The organism is Frankia sp. QA3, assembly GCF_000262465.1.
Taxonomy (GTDB): Bacteria; Actinomycetota; Actinomycetes; order Frankiales; family Frankiaceae; genus Frankia.
This window is the reverse complement of sequence record NZ_CM001489.1, coordinates 1536969-1559133: the sequence shown is the minus strand read 5'-3', so window position 1 is coordinate 1559133 and position 22165 is coordinate 1536969. Positions and strand designations below refer to the sequence as shown.

The window sequence follows — 22165 nt, the reverse complement described above, 5'->3', positions numbered from 1 at the left end:
GGCCCAGGCACTGGCCGGCGCCGCGCGCGCCTCAGGTGTCCGCCCCGGCGCGGGCGAGCAGCTCGCGGCGGACCGCCGCTTTGGAGATCTTGAGCATCGAGCCCTGGGTGGGCAGCTCGTCGGTGAGCTCGAGCTGCTCGGGCAGCTTGTAGCGGCCGAGGCCCGCGGCGAGCAGGTGGCGTTGCATCTCGGCGAAGTCCAGGTCGGGCTGGCCGGGCACCCGCTCCACCACCGCGCAGACCCGCTCGCCGCGTTCGTCGTCGGGCAGGCCGACCACGGCGACCCGGGCCACCAACGGGTGCGTGCCCAGCAGGTCCTCGATCTCCCGCGCGGAGATGTTCTCGCCCTTGCGGATGATGATGTCCTTGATCCGGCCGGTGAGCTTGATCCGGCCGTCCGGGCGGACCACGCCCAGGTCGCCGGTGCGTAACCAGCCGTCGACGAACGCCTCCGCGGTCTGCGCCGGATCCCGGTAGCCCGCGCACACCTGGGGGCCGCGGATCTGCAGCTCGCCCTCCTCCCCCGGGTCGGCGACGGTGCCGTCGAGGCGGGCGGCCCGGATCTCGATGCCGCGCACGGGCGCCCCGTCGGTCCCCCGCCGCAGCTCGACGTCGTCGTCGGGGTAGCCGACGGCGATCATCGGGACCTCGGTCATCCCGTAGGCGGGGATGTAGGTCACCCCCAGCTCGGCGGTGATCTGGTCGAACATCGCCGGTGGGGTGGGGCCGGCGCCGCCGCCGAGCTGGCGCAGGTCCGGCAGCAGCCGGCCGGCCCCGCGCCGGCGCTGCTCGCGCAGCAGCAGCTCACCGAACGCGACGCTGCCGCCGCACAGGTTCACCCGGTGCCGGCGGAACAGCTCTGCCAGCGACGACGGGTCGAACCGCTCCACCGACAGCGTGCGGATCCCGACGGAGAACATGAAGCAGAACAGGTTCGGCCCGCCGATGTGCGCGATCGCGAACTGCATCGCGAACACCGTGTCGGCGTCGAGCCGCATCCGCTCGGCGTAGCCCCGCCCGCCCCACATCAGCGACTCGTCCGAGTGCAGCACGCCCTTGGGCTCGGACGTCGTGCCGCTGGTGTAGAAGGTCCAGCGGGCCTCGCGCGGGTCGGTCGGCGGCGGCGGCAGGCTCGCCGGGTCGCCGTCGGGCAGGTCGTCGAGACCCACGACCACGATCCGCGGCCGGGGGGCGTGCGACCAGTCGAGCCCGTCGACCATCTCGACGTAGTCGAACCCGTTCCAGGTGCCCGGCAGCACCACCCACTCGGCGCCGGTCTGGCGCAGCGCGAAGCCGACCTCCCGGCCCCGCACCGCCGGGATGATCGGGTTCTGGTGGGCGCCGAGGCGGGCCAGGGCCAGGCACACCAGCAGGGTCTCGATCCTGGTCGGAAGCTGCCAGCTCACCCGGGAACCCGGGCCGATGCCGAGCTGGTGCAGGCCCGCGGCCACCCGCTCGGCCCGGTCGCGGAACTCGCCGAAGGTGATCCGGCGGTCCCGCTCGTCGACGATCATCAACCGGTCCGGGGTGAGCCGGGCCCGGCGGTCGCACAGCTCCCAGAAGGTGAGGTCGTCGACGGGTATCACGGCCGATGCGGACGTCGTCACGGCGGCCACTCCTCTCTGCGGTCAGTGCCGGTTCCCTGGTCAGGGCCGGTGTCGCGCATCAGCCGCCGTGGTTCGGGTCGACGCCCAGGTAGTGCTCGAAGACCTCCTCGGCGACGTCCTCGGGGCGCCCGTCGAACACGATCCGCCCCTTGGTCAGCACGCAGACCCGGTCGGCCGCTCCCAGGGCCCGGTGGACGTACTGCTCGACGAGCAGCAGCGACGTCCCGGCCTGGGTGATCCGGTCGAGGAACTCGTAGATCTGGTCGACGATCACCGGGGCGAGCCCCATCGACACCTCGTCGACCAGCACGACGGCGGGGTCGTCGAGGTAGGCGCGCATCACCGCGAGCATCTGCTGCTGGCCGCCGGAGAGCTCGCCCGCCGGCTGGGACAGCTTGCTGCCGAGGATCGGGAAGTTCGCCACCGCGCGCTCGACCGCGTCGTCGACGTTGCGCTTCCAGGTGTGCAGGACGAGGTTCTCCCGCACGGTCAGCGACGGGTAGACGCCCCGGCCCTCGGGGATGTGGCACAACCCGCCCCGGGCCCGCTGGTAGGGCCGGGCCCGGGTGACGTCACGCCCGTCGAGGATCACCTCGCCGCGGGTCGGGCGCAGCAGGCCCGAGGCCACCCGCAGCAGCGTCGTCTTGCCCGCGCCGTTCGGGCCGAGCAGCGCGACCACGCTGCCGCGCGGCACGGTCAGCGAGACGTCGTGCAGCACGGCCGAGGCGCCGTAGCCGGCGTCCAGCCCGCGGACCTCCAGCACCGGGGCCGCGGGCGCAGCGGCGGCGCCCTCGCCCCCCGGCCGGGTCTCGGTGACGGTCATGAGCTCACCTCCTGGGACACGGTCTGGCGCGACGACGCCGCCGGATCGGCCGGCGCGCCCCGGCCGGCCTGGTCGGCCGAGCTGTTCTGGTCGGCCGAGCTGTTCTGGTCGGCCGCGTCGGTCTGGTCGGCCGAGTCGCCGGTGGCCGCCTCGGAGCCGAGGTAGGCGGCGCGCACGGCGTCACTCGCGGCGACCTCGGCGGGCGTCCCCTCGAAGATCGGGACGCCGAAGTCGAGGACGTAGATGTAGTGGCAGACCTCCATGACCAGCGCCATGTCGTGCTCGATGAGCAGGACGCCGACGTCGCCCTGGCGGATCACCTCGGCGAGCACCTCGCCGAAGCGGGCGGTCTCCAGCCGGTTCAGGCCGGACGACGGCTCGTCGAGCAGGAGCATGTCGAACGGGCCGGCCAGGCAGCGGGCGAGCTCGACCAGCCGGCGCTCCCCGGTCGACAGGATGCCGACGGGCCGGTCCAGCAGGTCGGTGATCCCGCAGGTGGCCGCGGCGCGTTCGACCGCCTCGGCGACCACCTTGCGCTGCGAGCGGGTCCCGGCGAGGTGCCGCCAGGGCCGGACCCCGGCCATGGACGCCTCCCGGCCGAGCACGATGTTCTCCCGCACCGACATCGAGTCGAACAGTTCCATCCGTTGGAACGTCCGCCCGAGCCCGCCGCGGGCCCGCGCCGACGGTGGCAGGCGCGACACGTCCGAGCCGTGCAGCCGCACCCGCCCGCTGCTGGGGCGGACCAGGCCGCTGCACGCGTTGAACGTCGTCGTCTTGCCGGCGCCGTTGGGCCCGATCAGCCCGGTGACCCGGCCCTGGGGGGCGATCAGCGAGAAGCTGTCGACGGCGAGGTTGCCGCCGAAGCGGACGCTGATCTTCTCCACCTGGATGCCGCTGTCGGGCGCGGCCGCGACCGCCGCGGGCCGCTCGATGGAGATCGCCGCCGTGTCAGCCGCCGCGGTCGCGTCGATGGGCAGCACGTCGATGGGCAGCACGTCGACTGGCAGCGCGGTGGGCAGCGCGTCGGCGCCGGCCGGCGGGGGGGTGCCCGGCTCGCCGGCCGGTGCCGCCGCGACGGTCGCCGCGTCGGGTCGCCGGCCGCCGAGGCGGTCGGCCAGGCGGCGCAGCGCGACGTTGCGCGGCGGTCCCCCGCTCAGCGACACCGCGATGGCGGACACGCCGAACAGGAAGTTCAGCCAGTTGGTGGTGTTCTCGTTGGTGATGTAGGCGCTGGGCAGGACCATGCCCGCCGCGGCGAGGAAGGCGTACCACGGCACCCCGCCCACGCTGATCACCAGGACGGCGAGGAGCACCAGCGAGGAGAACGAGGAGAACGACGACCCGGTCACGGCCGAGACCGAGCCGCCGTAGAGGCCGCCGTAGATCGCGGCGATGAAGGCGGACAGGCAGAACACGAGCACCCGGGTGGTGTTCACGCTCGCGCCGTGGGTGGCCAGCGCCGTCGGCGAGTCGCTCAGGCCGCGCAGCAGGCGCCCGAGCCGGCTGCGGTGCACGCCCACCACCAGGGCCGCGACGAGCGCGACGAAAATCAGGACGAGGTAGTAGTACCCGCGGTCGCTCTCGAAGGCCGACAGGCCGGGGCGGGGCACCCGCACGCCCGACGTGCTGGACCCGAACAGGATCTTCAGCGGGTAGCCCATCTGCTCCAGCGCGATGCCGAAGCCGAAGGTGGCCAGGGCCAGGAACACCCCGGACAGCCTGATCGCCGGGATCGCGATGATCGCGCCGACCGGGATGGCGACCAGGCCCGCGAGCAGCAGCGCGACCAGCCAGGGCAGGTCGAGGCCGGTGGTGAAGTGCCCCATGGACGCGGCGCCGATCGCGGCGAACGCGGCGTGGGCCAGCGACACCTGGCCCGAGGTGCGCACCAGCAGCCCGAGGGAGAGGAAGAGGATGACCTTCAGCAGCGCGTCGGTGTAGGTCGGGATGCGCGAGCTGCCGACGAGGAACGGCACGGCGACGGCGAGGGCCGCGAGCACCACGGCGCCGCTGACCTGGATCCGGGCCGGGGCCCGCCAGGTGTCGGTGACCAGCAGGCGGGCCGACAGCCGCCGGTCGACCAGGCGCCGGCGCGGGGTGAGGAGCAGGACCGCGAACAGCACGAGGAACGGGGTGCTCGGCGGCAGCCCGGTCAGCAGCGCGTTCGGGTGGGTGACCGCGCCGTACTTGGTCAGGATGGAGGCGAGCACGCCGACGACGAGGCCGCCGGCGTAGGTCAGCGGCAGGCTGGAGAAGTAGCCGAGCGCGGCCGCGCCGAACGCCTGCACGACGAGCAGCGTCAGCAGCAGGGCGTCCAGGCTCAGGCTCGGGGCGAGCAGGACGCCGGCGAGGCAGGCGAACGTGCTGCCGATCACCCAGGACCAGCGGCGCACCGCCACCGGGTTGGTGCCGGCGGAGTCGAGCAGCTCGGGGTCGTCGACGACGCCGCGCATCGCCAGGCCCAGGCGGGCGAAGCGGAAGAACAGGTACAGCCCCGCGGTGGCGACCAGCGCGATGGCCGTGATGATGATCTGGTCCCAGGTGATGACCGTCCCGGACAGCGTGAACGCCTCGCCGGTCGGCAGGAAGGTGGGGAAGGTCTGGCTCTGGGCGCCGTAGCGGGCGGTGAAGAAGCCCTGGACGGCCAGGATGATCCCGATGGTTGCAACGATCTTGTAGACGACCCGGACTTCGGCGAGGCGGCGTGCCATCAACTCGAGCAGAAGTCCGAGGGCGGGTCCTACGACGCCGACACTCAGCAGTGCGGCGAATCCCCAGGGGAGGTCGTGTTGGACCCGTAAGAAGTAGAAGGTGTAGGCGGCGGTCGTGGCGACCGCCCCGTGCGCAAGGTTGAAGATCCCGGATGTCTTGTAGGTGAGCACCAGGCCCGTGGCCGCCAGTCCGTAGACGGAGCCGGAGACCAGGCCGATGATCACGAAAGGTAAGAGGTCGTTCATGCGATCGGCCACTCCGCCGACCGGGAACGCACACCTCGGAAGATCATTCCGACACTCCCGTCAGATTCTGCCTCAGACCGAACTCGCCACAGGGGCCGGACGGCCCGCCCGGTCGGATGCCCGCCCGAACGGCCAGGCCGCCCACTCGATCGTGTGGCCGGAATCATACCGTCAGATTGTCTGTCGACCAGAGGCTTGGCGCGTTCTTCTACTGCGACGGAGGGTCTGACCTGCTCGCAGGGGCGTCGGGGCCGGTCCGAAGGCGGCGCGGCGGTGGCGTGTCGGCCGCGGCAGTGCAGGTGACGAAAGAGTTAGAACGACCGGCAGGTCAGCGCGGGGCGCACGACCGAACAGGCCCCCGGCGGCCGGGATACCGAGCCGCCGGGGGCGGGGATACCGAGCCGCCGGGGGCGGGGATTGGCGCGGTGGGCATCAGCCCGCGGGGCGGATATCAGCGCGCGGGGCGGATCAGCGTCCGGCGAGGATCAGCGCGCGGCGGCGCGGATGGTCTCGCGCAGGGACCCCAGCGTGGCCGCGAGGGCCGTCGGTTCGTGGCCGCAGTGCGCCATGCAGTTCGCGCAGCGCGGGTCGCGGCCCCGCCCGTAGCTCTCCCAGTCGGTGGTGTCGAGCAGCTCCTGGTAGGACTCGGCGTAGCCGTCACCCATCAGGTAGCACGGCTTCTGCCAGCCGTACAGGGAGTAGGACGGGATTCCCCAGGCCGTGCAGGGGAAATCGAGCTTGCCTTCGAGGAAGTCCAGGTAAAGCGGCGAGTGGTTGAGTCGCCAGCCCTTCCGGCGGCCTTCCGCGAACGCCTTCCGGAAAAGCTCCCGAGTCTCCTCGACGCCCAGGAAGTTCTCCTGGTCGGGGGCCTTCTCGTAGGCGTACGCCGGGGACAGCATCATCCCGTCGACATTGAGCTCGTTGTTCAGGAAGTTCAGTACGTCGATGACGTTCTGCGGGGTGTCGGTGTTGAAGAAGGTCGTGTTGGTGGTGACCCGGAAACCGCGGCGCTGAGCTTCCTTGATGTTGTCCACGGCCTGGGCGAACACACCCTTCTTCGCCACGATCTCGTCGTGGCGTTCCTCCAGGCCGTCGATGTGCACCGCGAAGGACAGGTACGGCGACGGGGTCAGCTTGTCGATCTTCCGCGGGATGAGCAGCGCGTTCGTGCACAGGTACACGAACTTCTTGCGCTTCACCAGGCCCGCGACGATCTGTTCGACCTGCGGGTGCATCAGCGGTTCGCCGCCCGCCAGGCAGACCACGGGGGCACCGCACTCGTCGACGGCGGCCAGCGCCTGTTCGACCGGCATTCGCTGTTTCAACACGTCCGCCGGATGCTGGATCTTGCCACAGCCCTCACACGCGAGGTTGCACGCGAACAGCGGTTCCAGCTCGAGGGTGATGGGAAACTTCTCCCGCCGCAGAAGTTTCTGCTTCGCGAGATAGGCCCCGACCCTGATCGCCTGACGTGCTGGAATGGCCATTTTCACCCTCCTGGTGTTTGATCTCGACATCGCCGGGTGGGTGGAGCAGTGCCCTGCCGGATCCAGTCTAGGTCCACGATCCATCCGGTTCACGGCCGAGCACCGGTGAGAGTTATGTAACCGACGAGGTACGACCCAACCCCTCCCGCCCACGCCCGAAAGGGTCAATCGACGAATAGCCCGGTCAGCAGGCCAGCCGGCCCGACGGGTGCTCGTTCGGCTCCGCGTTCGACGCTTGGTCGAATGTGCTTGTCCACCGCACCAGAAAAGCTCGCCGCCTGACGACGCCGACGCGCCGAAACGCCGACGCGCCGACCCGCCGGGGGGTGGGCCGTGGCCGGCGGGTAGGCCGTGGCCCGCGCTGGATACGCTGCCTGCATGACGGCGGACCGGCGCATCGTGCTCGCATCCGGGTCACCGCGGCGCCGCGAGCTGCTGGCCCGGCTCGGCGTGCCCTTCGAGGTGGTCGTCAGTGGCGTCGACGAGTCGACGGCGACCGCGACGGCCCCCGAGCTGACCGTTGAGCTCGCCGAGCGCAAGGCCCGCGCCGTCGCCGCGCTGCGTCCCGACCGCCTCATCCTCGGCAGCGACACCGTCGTCGAGATCGACGGCCGGATCCTCGGCAAGCCCGCCTCCCCGGCCGAGGCCCTCGCCATGCTGCGCAGCCTGCGCGGGCGGACCCACCGGGTGGTCACCGGCGTCGTCGTGCTCGACGCGGCGACCGGCACCGTCCGCGGCCGCGCCGCCGTCACCGCGGTCACGATGCGCGATGTGCCCGACGCCGAGCTCGCCGCCTACGTCGCCTCCGGCGAGCCGATGGACGCCGCGGGCGCCTACGCGATCCAGGGTGGCGCCGCTGCGTTCGTCACCGCCGTCGACGGCGACCTCGACACCGTCATCGGCCTGCCGACCGCCGTCGTCCGCGACCTGCTCGCCGGCCTCGACGCCGGCGTCCCCACCGCCGCGACCGAGACCGGCCCCTGAGCGCCACCCGCCGACGCCGCCCACCCGCCAGCCCGCACACCCGCCAGCCCGGTCACCCGCCCCCACCCGATGGCGGTCGGATCATGGCCACATCGGTGACACCACGCTGCGGCGGGCCGGACACCCCCTTTCCGGCCAGATGGCGGTCAGATCGTGCCGAGGGATAAGTACGGCGTTGCGGCGCGTTGCGGCCCCAGACCGTGCTCAGCCCTCGGCACGATGCCGTACATGAGGTGATCATGGAGGGAGACGGCGGGCCGGTCCTCTCCGTCGTCGGTGGACGCGAGGCTGGCGTCCGCTGGATCCAGCCACTTCAGCGTCAGCACTCCTCAATGCCGGGTTGCGCCGGCGGCACGCTGTGACGTGTCGTCGATGCCCACCCGCTGGGAAGCCTCCGACCGCTCGGCCGCGGATCCCGAGGACCCGGCGGCTCCGGCGGCGGCCGCAGCAGCGCCCACGGCCGTACCAGCGCTCCCGGCCGTACCAGCGCTCCCGGCCGTACCAGCGCTCCCGGCCGCAGCCGCCGGGCCGTGCTCGGCGTGGACGCCGCGGCGGACGGTGGCCAGGACGACCACGGCGCCGACCAGCGCCGCCACCGCCGCCCACAGCGAGACCCGGTCGATGCCGGCGGCGTAGCCCGCCCGGACCGACGGCGCCGACCGCAGTCGGGCCGAGAAGACCGCTCCGAACAACGCGATGCCCAGGGTCATGCCGAGCTGGCGGAAGGTGTTGACGGCGCCCCCCGCCATGCCCGCCTGCCGCGGCGGCACCGACTCGACCGCGGCGGAGACCAGCACCGGCGTCGTGAGCCCGACGCCGGCGCCCACCACGGCGAGGCCCGCGAACAGCGCGGACTGGCCGGAGTCGGCCTGCACCGTCAGCCACAGCAGCGCCGAGCCCGCGGCGATGCAGAGCAGGCCCACCCCGATCGGCAGCCGCGGCGCGAACCGGGGCATGTGCCGGCCCGCGACCGCCGCGACCACGAACGCCGTCCCGGCCAGCGGCATCAGCGCCAGGCCGCCGCGCACCGGGCTGAGCCCCAGGACGTTCTGCAGCCACAACGACACGAAGAGCAGGCCGCCGAACGCCGCCATCTGAAACAGCAACGCCCCGGTCAGCAGCCCGGCGAAGGACGGGCGCCGCAGCAGCGCCAGGTCCAGCATGGGCTGGGCGGCCCGCCACTCGACGACGACGAAACCGGCCGCCGCGAGCCCGGCGATCACGAAGGACGCCACGGTCAGCCGGTCGTCCCAGCCGTGTTCGCCACCTCTGATCAGGGCGTACGTCAGCGCGGCCGCGGCCAGCGTGAAGGCGGTCGCGCCGGGCACGTCCAGCCGGCCGGCGCCGCGGGCGCCGGCCGGCAGCACCCGCAGGGTCAGGACGATCGCGCCGAGGGCGATCGGCAGGTTCACCAGGAAGATCGCCTGCCAGCCCAGGCCCTCGGTGAGCAGTCCGCCGGCGATGGGCCCGGCCGCGGCGGCGGCGCCGTTGACCGCGCCCCACACGCCGAAGGCCACGCCGCGGTCCCGGCCGTGATAGGTCGCGGAGACCAGCGCGGCCGAGGTCGCGAACATCGCGGCGCCGCCGACTCCCTGCACCGCCCGGGCGGTGATGAGCAGGGCGGCGTTCGGCGCGAGCGAGCACGCCAGGGACGCGGCCGCGAAGACGACGAGCCCGGCCACGTACAGCCGGCGGTGGCCGAACAGGTCGGCCAGCGAGCCGGCGGCCATCAGCAGGGCGGCCAGCGCGAGGGCGTAGATGTCGATCACCCACTGCAGGGAGGTGAAGGACGCGTGCAGGTCGTCCGCCATCCGGGGCAGGGCGACGTTCACGATGGTGACGTCGACCAGCAGGATGAAGGCGCCCAGGCAGATCGCCGTGAGGGGCAGCCATTTACGCATGACGGGGGAACTCCGTTCCGGGGCGAGGGCCGGGTGGCCGCCGTGACGTCGCCCGGCCGTGGGGCGCTCCGGCGTCGGCAGCCGGGTGGCCGGTTGATCCGTGGTTCCACAGTCCATCGGGCACGGGCCCACACCCCAGCCAGGAGAGCCGGCGCGGCGGAATCCGACAGCCGATAGCCTCGGCGGGTGGAATCCGACGCGTCGTGGCCTCCGCTCGATGCCCTGGACCAGCTCGACCGGCGGATCATGCACGCCCTCCAGATCGACGGCCGGGCGCCGTTCGCGCGGATCGCCGAGGTGCTGGGCGTCTCCGACCAGACGGTCGCCCGCCGCTACGCGCGGCTGCGCGGCACGGGGACCGTCCGGGTGCTGGGCCTGGTCGACCCGTTGCGGATCGGGCTGACCACGTGGCTCGTACGGGTGCGGTGCACCCCGGACGCGGCGGCTTCCGTCGGTGCGGCGCTGGCCCGGCGTACCGACACCCGCTGGGTGAGCCTGATCTCCGGCGGCACGGAGATCTCCTGCATCGTGCAGGGCGCCGTCCCCGGGCAGGACGACACGCTGCTGTTGCAGCAGCTCCCGCGCACCCCTCGGGTGGTGCAGGTGACCGCGCACGCGCTGCTGCACGTCTTCTTCGGCCGCGACCTCAGCCCGCTGACCCGCACCGGCCCGCTCGGTGCGGCCGAGACCGCCGCGCTGGCCCCGGCCGACGCACCCGGGCGCTGCTGGACCGAAACCGCCGAGGAGCCTGTCCCACTCGGCCGCGACGATCAGCGGCTGCTCGACGCGCTCGCCGTGGACGGCCGGACCCCGGCAGCCGAGCTGGCCACCGCCACCGGGTGGTCGCAGACGACGGTGCGGCGCAGGCTGGCGGAGCTGCGGTCGTCCGGCGCGCTCTACTACGACCTGGACTTCGACCACGGCAGGCTGCAGCCGCAACTGCGGGCCTCGCTGTGGCTGGAGGTCGAGCCGGCCCGGCTCGCCGAGGCCGGGACCGCGCTCGCCGGGCACGAGCAGGTGGCCTTCGCCGGGGCGACCACCGGCACGGCGAACCTGTACGCGGCGGTCGGCTGCCGCAACGCCGGCGCCCTCTACCGCTACCTGACCGGCCCGGTCGCCGCGATCCCCGGCATCCGCCGCATCGAGACCGCCCCGATCCACCGCAACCTCAAGGGCGCGGGCCCCCGGCACGACACCCGCCGCACCCTCCCGGCCGGCGACGGATCCCCGGTCGGTTAGATCACGAACCCCGGTCCGCAAGCAGGAGCTGGCCAGCTTGCGAGCCCACCACACCTTGCGGTGAACGCCGTTGACTTGTGGCCTGCGTCACTCTACTGTCGAGCCCTGGTCAGGTTCGTCACTCCGCCGTTCCCCGCCCCGAGATGCGTGGTGGTGAGTGCGGGTCAGCCACGTGGCCGAATCGCGAGGCCGACAGACCGCATGCGGCATGCCGCCATCCGGACGATAGACCGTGAACAGCCGGCAGCACAGACGGGTCATCAGTGACTCACGCGTGAAAGGAAGCTCGATGAAGCTCGTTGAACTCGACTCCTACGTGGTGACCGACAGCTTCTTCGGTGTGCCGTACATCGACGAGGACGAACAGCGCAGCGAGCCCGTCGAGCATCGTTACATCCACGGCGGTTTCGAGGGGACGAGCACCCGGTTCGCATTATGTTATCCGCCCGCCGAGAGATGGCAGGGCCGCCTTTTCCAGCCGCTGGAAGGCGCCAACGCCGGCCACGAGAACGTCAACACCGGCCCGCTCGGCCAGGTGACCGGCGGGCTGGAGATGATCTTCCGGTTGGGCGGCTTCGCCATCGAGTCCAACATGGGTCACATCGGCGATGTCATGGATCCGAAGGCAGGCCCCGATCCGACGATCTACGGCTATCGGGCTGCCGCCGAGTCCGCCCGTTTCGCCAAGTTCGTGGCCGCCCAGATCTATGGCGCGCCGCCCGCGTACGCCTACGTGTACGGCGGAAGCGGCGGCGCGCGGCGCTCGCCGCTGTGCCTGGCGTACGCGCCCGACGTGTGGGACGCGGCCCTGCCCTACATGGGCGACGCCCAGGACGGCGACTACGGCGACCTGCGATTACTGCGTAACGGCACGCCCAACTTCTCGTCGATGTTCAACGTCCAGCGGGTGCTCGGCGACAGGATCCACGACGTCGTCGACGCGATGTGGCCGGGCGGCAGCGGCGATCCGTTCGCCGGCCTGAACACCCATCAGCGCACCGAACTCGCGACGCTCTACAAGATCGGCTATCCGCGTGGCGACGAGTCCTTCATCGCCCAGCCGATGGGCCAGATGTGGCTGTGGTCGTCGATGGCCACCCGCCTGCAGGCCGACTACCCGCAGTACTGGGAAAATTTCTGGACCAGGCCCGGTCACGTCGGCTTCGACCAGCCCGAGCTCGTGCGCGACGACCTGATCGAGCTGGAGACGACGGTCAGGCGGGTCCTGTACGCCAACGACCTGCTCGAGGACCCGACCCTGCAGACGCCGGAGCTGGACCAGGTGCGCGCGTTGGCGTCGCTGTTCGCGGGCATGAACAACATGTGGCACATCCCGATGGCGGTGCAGCTCGACGAGGTTCCGGACGGCTACCTTCTCGGGGCGGCCGTCGAACTGACCAGCGGCGCGGCCGCGGGACGCGTCCTCTACGTCCTCAACGGCCACCAGGACGTGCTGCTCGTCGACAGCGACGGCGAGGCCGCGAACCTGCGTTTCACCGGGGTCGAGCCGGGCGACCGGATACGCGTCGACAACCATGCCTTTCTCGCCTACTGCTACTACTACCGGCACCATCTCCTCCCGTGGGAGCCGGAGTACGACTTCCTGCGGATCGACGGCCGGCCCGTCTACCCGCAGTACGAACTACCGGAGATGTCGCCGTTCATGGGCGTCAAGCACACCGGCCGGATCGAAGGCAAGCTGATGTGGGTGCACCACACGCACGATTCGTCGCTGTGGCCGCCGCAGGGCCTGGGCTTCAAGGCGAACATCGAACGCGAGTACGGGGTCGAACTGGCCCGCACGAAGTTCCGCCTGCGCTGGACCGAGAATGCCGAGCACGTGCCGCCGATGATGGCGGCGTCGGCGCCGGGCCGGGCCAACACCACCTACCTGGTGAACTACCAGCCGATCATCGAGCAGTCCCTGGTCGACCTGATCGACTGGGTGGAGAACGGCATCGAACCGGTGGACACGGCCTACGACTACCGCGACGGCGCGATCGTCCTGCCGGCGACCGCCAAGGAGCGCCGCGGTATCCAACCGGTCGTGTCGGTGACGGCGAACGGCGGCGCCCGGGCCGGGGTCGCGGTGGGCGAGCCGGTCACGCTGTCCGCCCACGCCGAGACGCCGCCCGGCGCCGGCACGATCGTCGGCCTCCGGTGGGACTTCGACGGGCAGGGCACCTTCCCGCGCACGGAGGACCTCGACGGCTCGCAGGCCGAGGTGACCGTGACCACGACACACGCCTACGACGCGCCCGGCACCTACTTCGCCACAGCCCTCGTCGAATCCCACCGCGACGGCGACGTCGCCGCCACCTCGCGCCGCATCCCCAACCTGGCCTCGGCCCGCATCATCGTGCGCTAGCACCCACACACTCAGGTCCGAGCCCCGACTCCGACTCCGCCTCCGAGGATCGTGGTGTGCATGGGAGCGGCGCCATCTGTCTCCTCCACAGGGATAAATCGGACGCGCAACCCTGTGGAAGAACCATGGAGGCGCTCTCCCACGCATCCGCCGCGGACGCCCGAGCCGTCACCCGGCGTTCCGCGATCGTCGGAGCGGCTCGCGGCGGTCAGCCCGCAGACAGTGCCGCCGGAGGCACCGTGGTCACTGCGGTCACTGTTCCGGACAATTTCCGGGAATCCTCCTCGCCTGGCGGCGACGCGCCCCTAAGCTGTCGTTCCGGTAGATATCGTCCGCTGGCCACCGCGTCTTAGCAGGACCGGCGGCAGATCGCATCGCGTTCCAGTTTCCTCACTCTGTTCCGACGAATTCTCGCGTGCGCGCTGGGCCGTCCAGCTCGATTCCAGCTCCGGCCTTCCGCCGCTGTCACTGTCACTGCTACCGCCGTTTTTCCCACCGGGAAATCCGCGGCGTGGAAGAACCCGGCCCGGAAGCGGGCCGCGGCGCAGCAGTTCCCGCAGACTCCCCTGACCTGGAGACGCCGATGGCAAGCGTGCACGACGACGCCGAGACGAAGCTCGCCGAGATCTCGACCGGGACGGCGGGCGGGCCGGCGGGCGGGCCGGCGGGCGGGCCCACCGATCTCCCGCCCGCCATGACACGTCCGGCCTCCACCGAGGCCGACCTGCGCCCGACCCTGTCCCAGGCGGCGAGCTTCGCCCCCCTGCGGGCCGAGCCCCGCGAAGGCGTCGGCCGGCGGCTGCTGCGTGGCCGCGCGAAGTCGGCCGAGCTGCTCACCAGCGACGAGTGGATGTACTACCTCTCCGACAGCACGTCGATCGGGCGGATCTCGATCCCCGGAACCCACGAATCCTGCGCGCGGTACGGCAAGGGAAACATCTTCGTGCCCTGCCAGACGCTCGACGTCGCCGACCAGCTCGACCGGGGCTGCCGTTTCCTCGACATCCGGTGCCGGGTCGTCGGCAGCGGCTCGGACATGTCGTTCGCCATCCACCACGGCGCCTACTACCAGAACATCATGTTCGGTGACGTCCAGCAGAAGTGCGCGGACTTCCTCTACAGCCACCCGTCCGAGTTCATCCTGATGCGGGTGAAGCAGGAGTACTCCAACGAAAGCGACGAGACCTTCCGGAAGATCTTCAACAACAGGTACCTGCGGTCGTACTACTACACCGACGGCGACATCCCGACGGTGGGCCGGGCCCGCGGGAAGATCGTGCTGCTCGGTGACGTGGCCGGTCTCGGCGGCATCAACTACGGCGGGCCCGACCTCGTCATCCAGGACGACTACGGCAACAGCGACCCGAGCGTGAAGTTCGACGAGATCTGGGCCCAGGCGAACGCGTCGGTCGTCTACCGCCAGCCGGGCGACGACCGCCTCTACGTCAACTACGTGAGCGCGAACGACCCGCCGTGGATCGCGCCGGACGGCTACGCCGACCTCATCCAGCCGCCGCTCTACGACGCGATCTGGGGCAACATCGAGCAGTGGCGCACCGTGGGCCAGTTGGGCGTCATGCCGCTCGACTTCTTCGACTCCGACGACGGCTGGAACGAGGGGCTGATCAGCGGAATCGTCTACTGGAACTACAACTGGTAGCGCCGGCAGAATCCTCGCGTCTTGAGCCTCCAGTTCTTTTATAGGCCATGGACCTGAGGATAGAGCCGGGCCCGTCGGCGCTACTGCGACCGTACACGTCCAACATCACGGCGTGCGCGGCGATTACTGTAGCAGCCCCTTGTCTCACCTTTCATGACGACTACCCCTCCGGCCTCGACCCGAGTACGTCCGGGTGGTGGGCGCGGTCACACCAGTAGTGCGTCGTCGCTCGACGGGACGGGCAGGCTGTCGGGCTCGACGACCGCGCGGGGCCGAGGAAGGAACTTCGATGCGCCGTGGATGGCCAGGACGCAGAGGGCCATCGTGAGGAAGGTCGCGGCCCACACGAGCCCGCGGGAGAAGTCCTCGCCGTCCAGGTGCAGCGCGATGATGATCGGACTGCCGATGCCGAAGTTCGCTCCGAACATCGTGATGGGGAAGGCAGCGAACAGCGAGGTCAGGCCCCACGTACGGGAGACGCGCCGCCAAATCTGCACGGCCAGGACCGTGAACAGGACTGTCTGGGTGCCCTCAAGCACGCCGATCACGGCTGGGTAGTTCCAGATCCGCAGCTCGTAGGGGCCGTAGTAGGTGTAGACGTTGACGCCGGTGCCGATCGCCTCGAAGACGCACGAGGTGACAATCTCCAGGCCCCAGATTGCGAACAGTCCCTTGCGGGTCAGACGGCCCTCGTACATCTTCCGCCCCGCATAGAGCGCGACGGCGGCATACAGAATGATGTAGCCGCTGTGTGACCAGTTCGGCTGCACAACGCCGAAGGCGCTGAAGTGCGACCACATCGCACCAGGGGTGCCGGCACTGTCCGAGTCGAAAAACCACAGGTCGAAGGCGACATCGTACAGCGGCTCGGCGAACGCCGCGACGCCCGCCGCGAGCACCACGCAGAGATAGAACGGCGTCCGCTCCTTGCGCCATAAGTAGATCGCGATCGCGATCATTGCGAGCGCGATGGCCCAGCTCACCCAGGTGAAGATCGACTGCCAGAGTAGATCGAGCTCGTGCGACATCACGTCATGCGGCATGCGTCCCAACGAGAGCCTCCATGGCCGGAGTCATCGCAAATATGGCGACCGTCACTCCGGAGGTTAGGTGACGTCATGAGAGCGAAGCCTCCCCCGCAGGGGGACAATCCCTCCTCCGAATGAGGGAACAAGGATCCGCTGCGCACCCTGATCGCCACGATCGGCGCAGGCCACGGCCTGCACCTCTACCTCCCGCCCTGATCCAACGAACTACCGCTAGTGCGCTGTCCATGAACGTTTCGGGGTTGTGTGGACACGCCGGGCGTGGTGCTGGGGATCGGGTGGTTTCAGGTTCACCGTCGGGATCGGTACTGATGCCGATTTGACGTCCTCCCCGCCCTGAAGGACGGGGAGGACGTCAAAACCTCACCCGGCGGGTCAGTGTGGGCCGGGATCCGAACCGCTGTTTCGCGTTCGACCAGTTCGGGCCGCTGTCGATCCGCCCGCCCCATGGGGTCGGCTGGGCACCGCAGTCCCATCCGGACCGGCTGCCCGCGACCTACCACCGCCGCCACGGGATCCGCTACTTCCACGGCTGCTACTCCCTCGGCGACGACCAGCTCTGGGGTGTCACCCGGACCCGCAAGAGCGCAACGAACGCGCTGGCCGCCCTGCAATCGATCAGGGCCGCCCGCCCCGACACCGCCCCGGTCTACATCATTCTGGACAACCTGTCCGCGAACACCACCCCGAAAATCCGCCGCTGGGCGGCACGCCACAACGTCGAGCTGTGTCTGACCCCGACCTACGAGTCATGGGCGAACCCGATCGAGGCCCAGTTCGGCCCCCTACGCAGCTTCACCATGGCCAACGCGAACCACCCGAACCACCCGGCACTCGCCCACCGCCTGCAGAACTACCTGCGCTGGCGCAACACCCACGCCCGCCACCCCACCGTCCTGCAAGCCCAACGCCGCGAACGCGCCCGTATCCGCAGCGAACGCCAACAACGCTGGGGACGACCCCGAACAGAAGCTGCCTGACCAACCCGAAAAGGACCAACCCGAAAAGGATCGTGGTCAGCGCACTAGATGGAGAAGTCCTCCCCCTGCCAGACGCCGGCCTGGGGGAGGCGGATCGGCGGCCGCTCGCCAGCACCATCGCCGCCGGCGGTGGTGGCGGTGGCAGCGGCCGTGACGGGGGTGTCGGCGCGGGTCGCCTCCAGCCGGTTGACCCGGGTGAGCAGCGACTGAAGGCTGATGCCGACCAGGTCGGGCAGGCGGTCGTCGTGGGCGGGCTGCGGGCGGCTGGGGCTGATGACCTGCCCGGGAACGCCGACGACGACCGAGCCGGGCGGGACCGGGTGGACGACGACGGCGTTCGCGCCGATGCGGCTGTCGGCGCCGACGGTGAACGAGCCGAGCACCTTCGCGCCGGCGCCGATCACCACCCGGTCGCCGATCGTCGGGTGCCGCTTGGTGGCCTCCAGGCTGGTCCCGCCGAGCGTCACCCCGTGGTAGATCGTCACGTCGTCGCCGACCTCGGCGGTCTCGCCGATCACGACCCCGGTGGCGTGGTCGATGAACACGCCCTCGCCGATCCGGGCGGCGGGGTGGATGTCGACGCCGGTCAGTTTGCGGGTCATCTCGGCGCCGACCCGGCTGAGCAGCGGCAGCCGGTGCGTCCACAGCCAGTGGTTCACCCGGTGGCCCCACAGGGCGTGCACCCCGGGGTAGCACAGCGCGACTTCGAGGGCGGAGCGGGCGGCAGGGTCGCGGTCCCGCGCCGTACGCAGGTCCCGGCGCAGCGTCGCGAGCACGGCTCAGTCCCCCAGGCCGGCGAACAGCGGCGTGGACAGGTAGCGCTCGCCGAAATCGGGCAGCACCACCACGATCAGCTTGCCGGCGTTCTCGGGGCGGCCCGCCACCGTCAGCGCCGCCGACACCGCCGCCCCGGCGGAGATGCCGACCAGCAGGCCCTCCTCGCGGGCGAGGCGGCGGGCGAGTTCCATCGCGTCGTCGGCCTGCACCTGAATGATCTCGTCGACGAGCGAGGTGTCGAGCACGCCGGGCACGAAGCCGGCGCCGATGCCCTGGATCGGGTGCGGCCCCTTCACGCCCCCCGACAGCACCGGCGAGGCGGCGGGCTCGACCGCGACGAACCGGGCCGACGGCCGGCGCTGCTTGATGACCTCCGCCACCCCGGTGATCGTCCCCCCCGTGCCGACGCCGGCGACGAGAATATCGATCTGCCCGTCGGTGTCGCGCCAGATCTCCTCGGCGGTCGTGGCCCGGTGGATCGCCGGGTTGGCCGGGTTCTCGAACTGCTGGGGGATGAAGTAGCGGGAGTCGGCCTTCGCGAGCTCCTCGGCCTTGGCGATGGCCCCGGCCATCCCCTCGGCGCCGGGGGTGAGCACCAGGTCGGCACCGTAGGCGCGCAGCAGCATCCGCCGCTCGACGCTCATCGTCTCCGGCATCGTCAGCACGCACCTGTAGCCGCGCGCCGCGCACACCATGGCCAGCGCGATGCCGGTGTTGCCGCTGGTGGGCTCCACGATGATGGTGTCCGGGCCGATCGCGCCGGCCCGCTCGGCGGCGTCGATGAGCGCCAGCCCCAGCCGGTCCTTCACGCTGTGCGCCGGGTTGAACGACTCCAGCTTGGCCACGACCCGGGCCCCGACCCCGTCGGTAACCCGGTTCAGGCGCACCAGGGGCGTGTTCCCGACCAGCCGCGTGATGTCCTCGGCGATCCTCATCGACGTTCTTCTCCTCGGTCGGCGCCCCTCTTGGTCACAGGGCCAGGGTATGTCCCGACTCCGGCGCGGAGCCGTCCATGAGCAATCAGGCACCATCGGGCGCCGCGGATCGCGGCGGCGGTGCCCGCCCGGGTGTCGGTGCGGCGCGGCGGGTTGCGCGATGGGCGGACGTCCGCGGTCCGGCCGGGATAGTTTCGAGCCCGTGGCGCGGGTCCGGGATCGAAGGTGCGCGGGCGGGCGCGGTGCCGGGGCGCGGCGTCGAACGTCCGAAGGCGCGGTCGGGCCCGGAGGCGAGGCCGGATGAGGATCGCGCTGTTCGTGACGTGCCTGGTCGACGCGCTGTTCCCCCGGGTCGGGCAGGCCACGACCGAGCTGCTCGAACGCCTCGGTCACGAGGTCGTCTTCCCCACCGGGCAGACCTGCTGCGGGCAGATGCACACCAACACCGGCTACGCCCGTGAGGCGGTCGAGCTGGTCCGCCACCACGTCGATGTCTTCGAGGGCGCCGACGTCGTCGTCACCCCGTCCGGGTCGTGCGCCGGTTCGGTGCGCCACCAGCACGCCGCGCTCGCCCGCGACGCCGGCGACGACGCGCTCGCCCGCCGCGCCGAGGCGGTCGCGGCCCGCACGTACGAGCTGTCCGAGCTGCTCGTCGACGTGCTCGGCGTCTTTGACGTCGGCGCCTACTACCCGCACCGGGTCACCTACCATCCGACCTGCCACTCGCTGCGGGTGCTGCGGGTGGGTGACCGGCCGCTGCGGCTGCTGCGCCACGTCGCCGGGATGACGCTGCTGGAGCTGCCGGAGGCCGAGACCTGCTGCGGGTTCGGCGGCACGTTCGCGGTGAAGAACGCGCCGACGTCGACGGCGATGCTCGCCGACAAGATGCGCCACGTGCTCGGCACCGGCGCGGAGGTGGCCACCGCCGGCGACGCGTCCTGCCTGATGCACATCGGCGGCGGCCTGACGCGGCTGCGGGCCGCGACCCGCACGGTGCACCTCGCCGAGATCCTCGCCAGCACCCAGGCGTCTGGCGATCGGACAGGGATCCGGTGACGGCGACGTTCCTCGGGATCCCCGCGCCGGCCGGCGTCGGGCAGCTGCGTGGTGACCGGCCCTTCCCCGCCGCCGCGCGTGACGCACTCGCCGACAGCCAGCTGCGCCGTAACCTCGGCCACGCCACCGGGGTCATCCGCACCAAGCGGGCCGCGGCGGTCGGCGAACTCGACGACTGGGAGCAGCTCCGCCTCGCCGGCGAGGCGATCAAACGGGCGACGATGGCCCGCCTCGACGACCACCTCGTCCGGCTGGAGGCCGAGGTGAGCGCCCGCGGTGGGACGGTGCACTGGGCCCGCGACGCAAACGAGGCCAACGCGATCGTCACCGGGCTCGTCCAGGCGACCGGCGCGACCGAGCTGGTCAAGGTCAAGTCGATGGCCACCCAGGAGATCGGCCTGAACGCCGCGCTCGCCGACGCCGGCATCATCGCGCACGAGACCGACCTCGCCGAGTTGATCATCCAGCTCGGCGACGACGTGCCCAGCCACATCCTCGTCCCGGCGATCCACCGCAACCGCGCCGAGATCCGCGAGCTGTTCGGGCGCAAGATGCCCGGCGTCGACCCGTCGCTCACCGCCGAGCCGCGCCGCCTGGCAATGGCCGCCCGCGCGCACCTGCGCCGCACGTTCCTGCGGGCGCGGGTCGCCGTCTCCGGGGCGAACTTCGCCGTGGCCGACACCGGCGCGCTGGTCGTGGTGGAGTCCGAGGGCAACGGGCGGATGTGCCTGACGCTGCCGGAGACGCTGATCACGGTGATGGGCATCGAGAAGGTCGTGCCGAGCTGGCGGGACCTGGAGGTGTTCCTGCAGCTGCTGCCGCGCTCGTCGACCGGCGAGCGGATGAACCCGTACACCTCGATCTGGACCGGCGTCACCCCCGGCGACGGGCCGCGGTCGTTCCACCTGGTCCTGCTCGACAACGGCCGCACCGCCGCCCTCGGCGACGCCGTCGGCCGCGACGCGCTGCACTGCATCCGCTGCTCGGCCTGCCTGAACGTCTGCCCCGTCTACGAACGCGTCGGCGGCCACGCCTACGGCTCGATCTACCCCGGGCCCATCGGCGCCGTGCTGTCCCCGCAGCTCACCGGGATCCATGCCGGCAGCGACGACAACGCCTCGCTGCCCTACGCCTCCAGCCTGTGCGGCGCCTGCTACGACGTCTGCCCGGTGCGCATCGACATCCCGTCACTGCTCGTCCGCCTGCGCACCGCCCACGTCGACGCCGCCCGCGCCCGCCCGCTGCCCACCGCGGAGGCGCTCACCATGGCCGCCGCCGCCTGGGTGATGTCCTCCCCCACCCGCTTCGCCGCCGCCGAGACCGCCTCCCGCCTCGGCCGGTTGGGCGGACGCGCCTCGGGCCGGCTGTCCTCGCTGCCCCCGCCGCTGTCGGCATGGACGTCCAGCCGCGACGCCCCCCGGCCCCCCGAGGAGACCTTCCGCCAGTGGTGGTCCCGCACCCGCGGCAACTCGGCGTGAGCGCGCGCGACGAGGTGCTGGCCCGCATCCGGGCCGCGAACGCCAACGCGGGCCTCGGCCTCGGCGGTGCGGTGGACGGACCGCGTGCGGACGGCGATGTCGCCATCCCCCGCGACTACCGCGGCGGCGGCGGCCCGGCCCCCGGCAGCCCGCCGCTGCTCGATCTGCTGCGCCGCCGGCTCATCGACTACCGGGCGTCCGTTGTCGACGCGGCCCCCGGCGACGAGCCGGCCGCGATCCGCGCAGCCCTGGCCGCCGCCTCCGTCGGACCCACGCCCGGTTCCGCGGAGCGGGGCGGCGGGGCGGTGCTCGTCCCGCCCGGGCTGCCGGCGAGCTGGTGCCCGGCCGGCGTCGTCGACGACGGCTTCACCGCCGTTGAACTCGACGGGTTCGCGGCGGTGGTCACCGCCTGCGCGGCGGCCTGCGCGCTGACCGGGACGATCGCCCTCGACGGCTCCCCCGACCAGGGCCGGCGCGCGATCACCCTGGTACCCGACGTCCACGTCTGCGTGGTCCGGGCCGACCAGGTCGTCCACGGCGTCCCCGACCTGCTCGCCCGCCTGGACCCGACCCGCCCGATCACGCTCATCAGCGGCCCGTCGGCCACCAGCGACATCGAGTTCGAACGCGTCGAGGGCGTCCACGGCCCCCGCACCCTCACCGTCATCCTCGTCGCCGCACCCCCCGCCCCGGCCTGAGGCTGAAGGCCGGGGATTCCCGCCGCATCGCGCGGGTTCACAAGGTGGCGCTGTTTCGACCGCAGGTGCCGCGGGTTCGCGACCACCTCGCCCGTGGAGCTGGTGGCAGCTTCCTTCTCAACCGAGTCAGTCACCTGAGCCGGTTCGTGGCAAGGGGGGCCGGTCTG

The 22165-nt window shown here is 71.6% G+C and carries 16 protein-coding genes and 1 pseudogene; 8 read left to right on the top strand and 9 right to left on the bottom strand.

The annotated features are described in order from the left end of the window. Positions 1-31: 31 nt before the first annotated feature. The 4 genes from FRAQA3DRAFT_RS06110 to hpnH form a co-directional block, all read right to left on the bottom strand. Positions 32-1615, bottom strand: coding sequence for an AMP-binding protein (locus FRAQA3DRAFT_RS06110; protein ID WP_083873506.1), 1584 nt, complete (start codon positions 1613-1615; stop codon positions 32-34). Between the two features lie 49 nt (positions 1616-1664). After that, a complete protein-coding gene (locus FRAQA3DRAFT_RS06105) occupies positions 1665-2429 on the bottom strand; it encodes an ABC transporter ATP-binding protein (protein ID WP_009738193.1) in 765 nt (254 codons plus the stop codon). Continuing rightward, entirely contained in the window at positions 2426-5389 is a 2964-nt protein-coding gene (locus FRAQA3DRAFT_RS06100; RefSeq protein ID WP_009738192.1) for a branched-chain amino acid ABC transporter permease/ATP-binding protein, read from the bottom strand. The genes FRAQA3DRAFT_RS06105 and FRAQA3DRAFT_RS06100 overlap by 4 nt, the downstream gene beginning before the upstream one ends. A 485-nt stretch (positions 5390-5874) precedes the next feature. Next, a complete protein-coding gene (gene hpnH, locus FRAQA3DRAFT_RS06095) occupies positions 5875-6876 on the bottom strand; it encodes an adenosyl-hopene transferase HpnH (protein WP_009738191.1) in 1002 nt (333 codons plus the stop codon). Positions 6877-7254: 378 nt separating this feature from the next. On the opposite strand from hpnH, the gene FRAQA3DRAFT_RS06090 reads away from it, so the two are divergent. After that, a complete protein-coding gene (locus tag FRAQA3DRAFT_RS06090; RefSeq protein WP_009738190.1) occupies positions 7255-7860 on the top strand; it encodes a nucleoside triphosphate pyrophosphatase in 606 nt (201 codons plus the stop codon). Between the two features lie 146 nt (positions 7861-8006). Here FRAQA3DRAFT_RS06090 and FRAQA3DRAFT_RS35795 read toward each other — a convergent pair whose 3' ends face one another. Then, positions 8007-8186, bottom strand: coding sequence for a hypothetical protein (locus FRAQA3DRAFT_RS35795; RefSeq protein ID WP_035920629.1), 180 nt, complete (start codon positions 8184-8186; stop codon positions 8007-8009). A gap of 3 nt (positions 8187-8189) precedes the next feature. Next, positions 8190-9761: an MFS transporter gene (locus tag FRAQA3DRAFT_RS06080; RefSeq protein WP_009738189.1), complete on the bottom strand. Its 1572-nt coding sequence runs from the start codon at positions 9759-9761 to the stop codon at positions 8190-8192. A gap of 186 nt (positions 9762-9947) precedes the next feature. On the opposite strand from FRAQA3DRAFT_RS06080, the gene FRAQA3DRAFT_RS06075 reads away from it, so the two are divergent. The 3 genes from FRAQA3DRAFT_RS06075 (at position 9948) to FRAQA3DRAFT_RS06065 (ending at position 15028) form a co-directional block, all read left to right on the top strand. Further along, positions 9948-11000, top strand: a complete 1053-nt coding sequence (locus FRAQA3DRAFT_RS06075) for an Lrp/AsnC family transcriptional regulator (protein WP_009738188.1) — start codon at positions 9948-9950, stop codon at positions 10998-11000. A 289-nt stretch (positions 11001-11289) separates the two neighbouring features. Next, complete coding sequence (locus tag FRAQA3DRAFT_RS06070; protein WP_009738187.1) at positions 11290-13368, top strand: PKD domain-containing protein; 2079 nt, start codon at positions 11290-11292, stop codon at positions 13366-13368. 583 nt (positions 13369-13951) lie between these two features. Beyond that, entirely contained in the window at positions 13952-15028 is a 1077-nt protein-coding gene (locus tag FRAQA3DRAFT_RS06065; RefSeq protein ID WP_009738186.1) for a phosphatidylinositol-specific phospholipase C, read from the top strand. A gap of 206 nt (positions 15029-15234) precedes the next feature. On the opposite strand, the gene FRAQA3DRAFT_RS06060 is transcribed toward FRAQA3DRAFT_RS06065, so the two are convergent. Further along, the gene (locus FRAQA3DRAFT_RS06060; protein ID WP_009738185.1) at positions 15235-16080 is read right to left on the bottom strand and encodes a hypothetical protein; all 846 of its coding nucleotides are present in this window, start codon (positions 16078-16080) and stop codon (positions 15235-15237) included. Positions 16081-16460: 380 nt separating this feature from the next. Here FRAQA3DRAFT_RS06060 and FRAQA3DRAFT_RS06055 point away from each other — a divergent pair. Next, positions 16461-17054, top strand: a pseudogene (locus FRAQA3DRAFT_RS06055) (transposase); the annotation flags it as partial. Positions 17055-17098: 44 nt separating this feature from the next. On the opposite strand, the gene cysE reads toward FRAQA3DRAFT_RS06055, so the two are convergent. Together cysE and cysK are read right to left on the bottom strand one after the other, a co-directional pair. Beyond that, on the bottom strand, positions 17099-17830 hold the full coding sequence (cysE, locus tag FRAQA3DRAFT_RS06050) for a serine O-acetyltransferase (protein WP_009738184.1): 732 nt from the start codon (positions 17828-17830) through the stop codon (positions 17099-17101). Positions 17831-17833: 3 nt separating this feature from the next. Beyond that, the gene (cysK, locus tag FRAQA3DRAFT_RS06045; protein WP_009738183.1) at positions 17834-18766 is read right to left on the bottom strand and encodes a cysteine synthase A; all 933 of its coding nucleotides are present in this window, start codon (positions 18764-18766) and stop codon (positions 17834-17836) included. 300 nt (positions 18767-19066) lie between these two features. Between cysK and FRAQA3DRAFT_RS06040 the strand changes: the two genes are divergently transcribed. From FRAQA3DRAFT_RS06040 to FRAQA3DRAFT_RS06030, 3 genes are read left to right on the top strand one after another with little or no spacing between them, the layout of a single operon-like run. After that, positions 19067-19822 (top strand): (Fe-S)-binding protein, encoded by a 756-nt coding sequence (locus FRAQA3DRAFT_RS06040; protein WP_009738182.1) that lies wholly within the window; start codon positions 19067-19069, stop codon positions 19820-19822. Beyond that, entirely contained in the window at positions 19819-21300 is a 1482-nt protein-coding gene (locus FRAQA3DRAFT_RS06035) for a lactate utilization protein B (protein ID WP_009738181.1), read from the top strand. The genes FRAQA3DRAFT_RS06040 and FRAQA3DRAFT_RS06035 overlap by 4 nt, the downstream gene beginning before the upstream one ends. After that, positions 21297-21998 (top strand): LUD domain-containing protein, encoded by a 702-nt coding sequence (locus tag FRAQA3DRAFT_RS06030; protein ID WP_035922338.1) that lies wholly within the window; start codon positions 21297-21299, stop codon positions 21996-21998. The genes FRAQA3DRAFT_RS06035 and FRAQA3DRAFT_RS06030 overlap by 4 nt, the downstream gene beginning before the upstream one ends. The last annotated feature ends 167 nt before the right edge of the window (positions 21999-22165 follow it).

What these genes read in the sequence shown, in the direction of transcription:
- cysK (WP_009738183.1), bottom strand. Translation starts at nt 18,766, where the DNA reads ATGAGGATCGCCGAGGACATCACGCGGCTGGTCGGGAACACGCCCCTG.
- FRAQA3DRAFT_RS06065 (WP_009738186.1), top strand. Translation starts at nt 13,952, where the DNA reads ATGGCAAGCGTGCACGACGACGCCGAGACGAAGCTCGCCGAGATCTCG.
- FRAQA3DRAFT_RS06105 (WP_009738193.1), bottom strand. Translation starts at nt 2,429, where the DNA reads ATGACCGTCACCGAGACCCGGCCGGGGGGCGAGGGCGCCGCCGCTGCG.
- FRAQA3DRAFT_RS06080 (WP_009738189.1), bottom strand. Translation starts at nt 9,761, where the DNA reads ATGCGTAAATGGCTGCCCCTCACGGCGATCTGCCTGGGCGCCTTCATC.
- hpnH (WP_009738191.1), bottom strand. Translation starts at nt 6,876, where the DNA reads ATGGCCATTCCAGCACGTCAGGCGATCAGGGTCGGGGCCTATCTCGCG.
- FRAQA3DRAFT_RS06090 (WP_009738190.1), top strand. Translation starts at nt 7,255, where the DNA reads ATGACGGCGGACCGGCGCATCGTGCTCGCATCCGGGTCACCGCGGCGC.
- FRAQA3DRAFT_RS06100 (WP_009738192.1), bottom strand. Translation starts at nt 5,389, where the DNA reads ATGAACGACCTCTTACCTTTCGTGATCATCGGCCTGGTCTCCGGCTCC.
- FRAQA3DRAFT_RS06070 (WP_009738187.1), top strand. Translation starts at nt 11,290, where the DNA reads ATGAAGCTCGTTGAACTCGACTCCTACGTGGTGACCGACAGCTTCTTC.
- FRAQA3DRAFT_RS06040 (WP_009738182.1), top strand. Translation starts at nt 19,067, where the DNA reads ATGAGGATCGCGCTGTTCGTGACGTGCCTGGTCGACGCGCTGTTCCCC.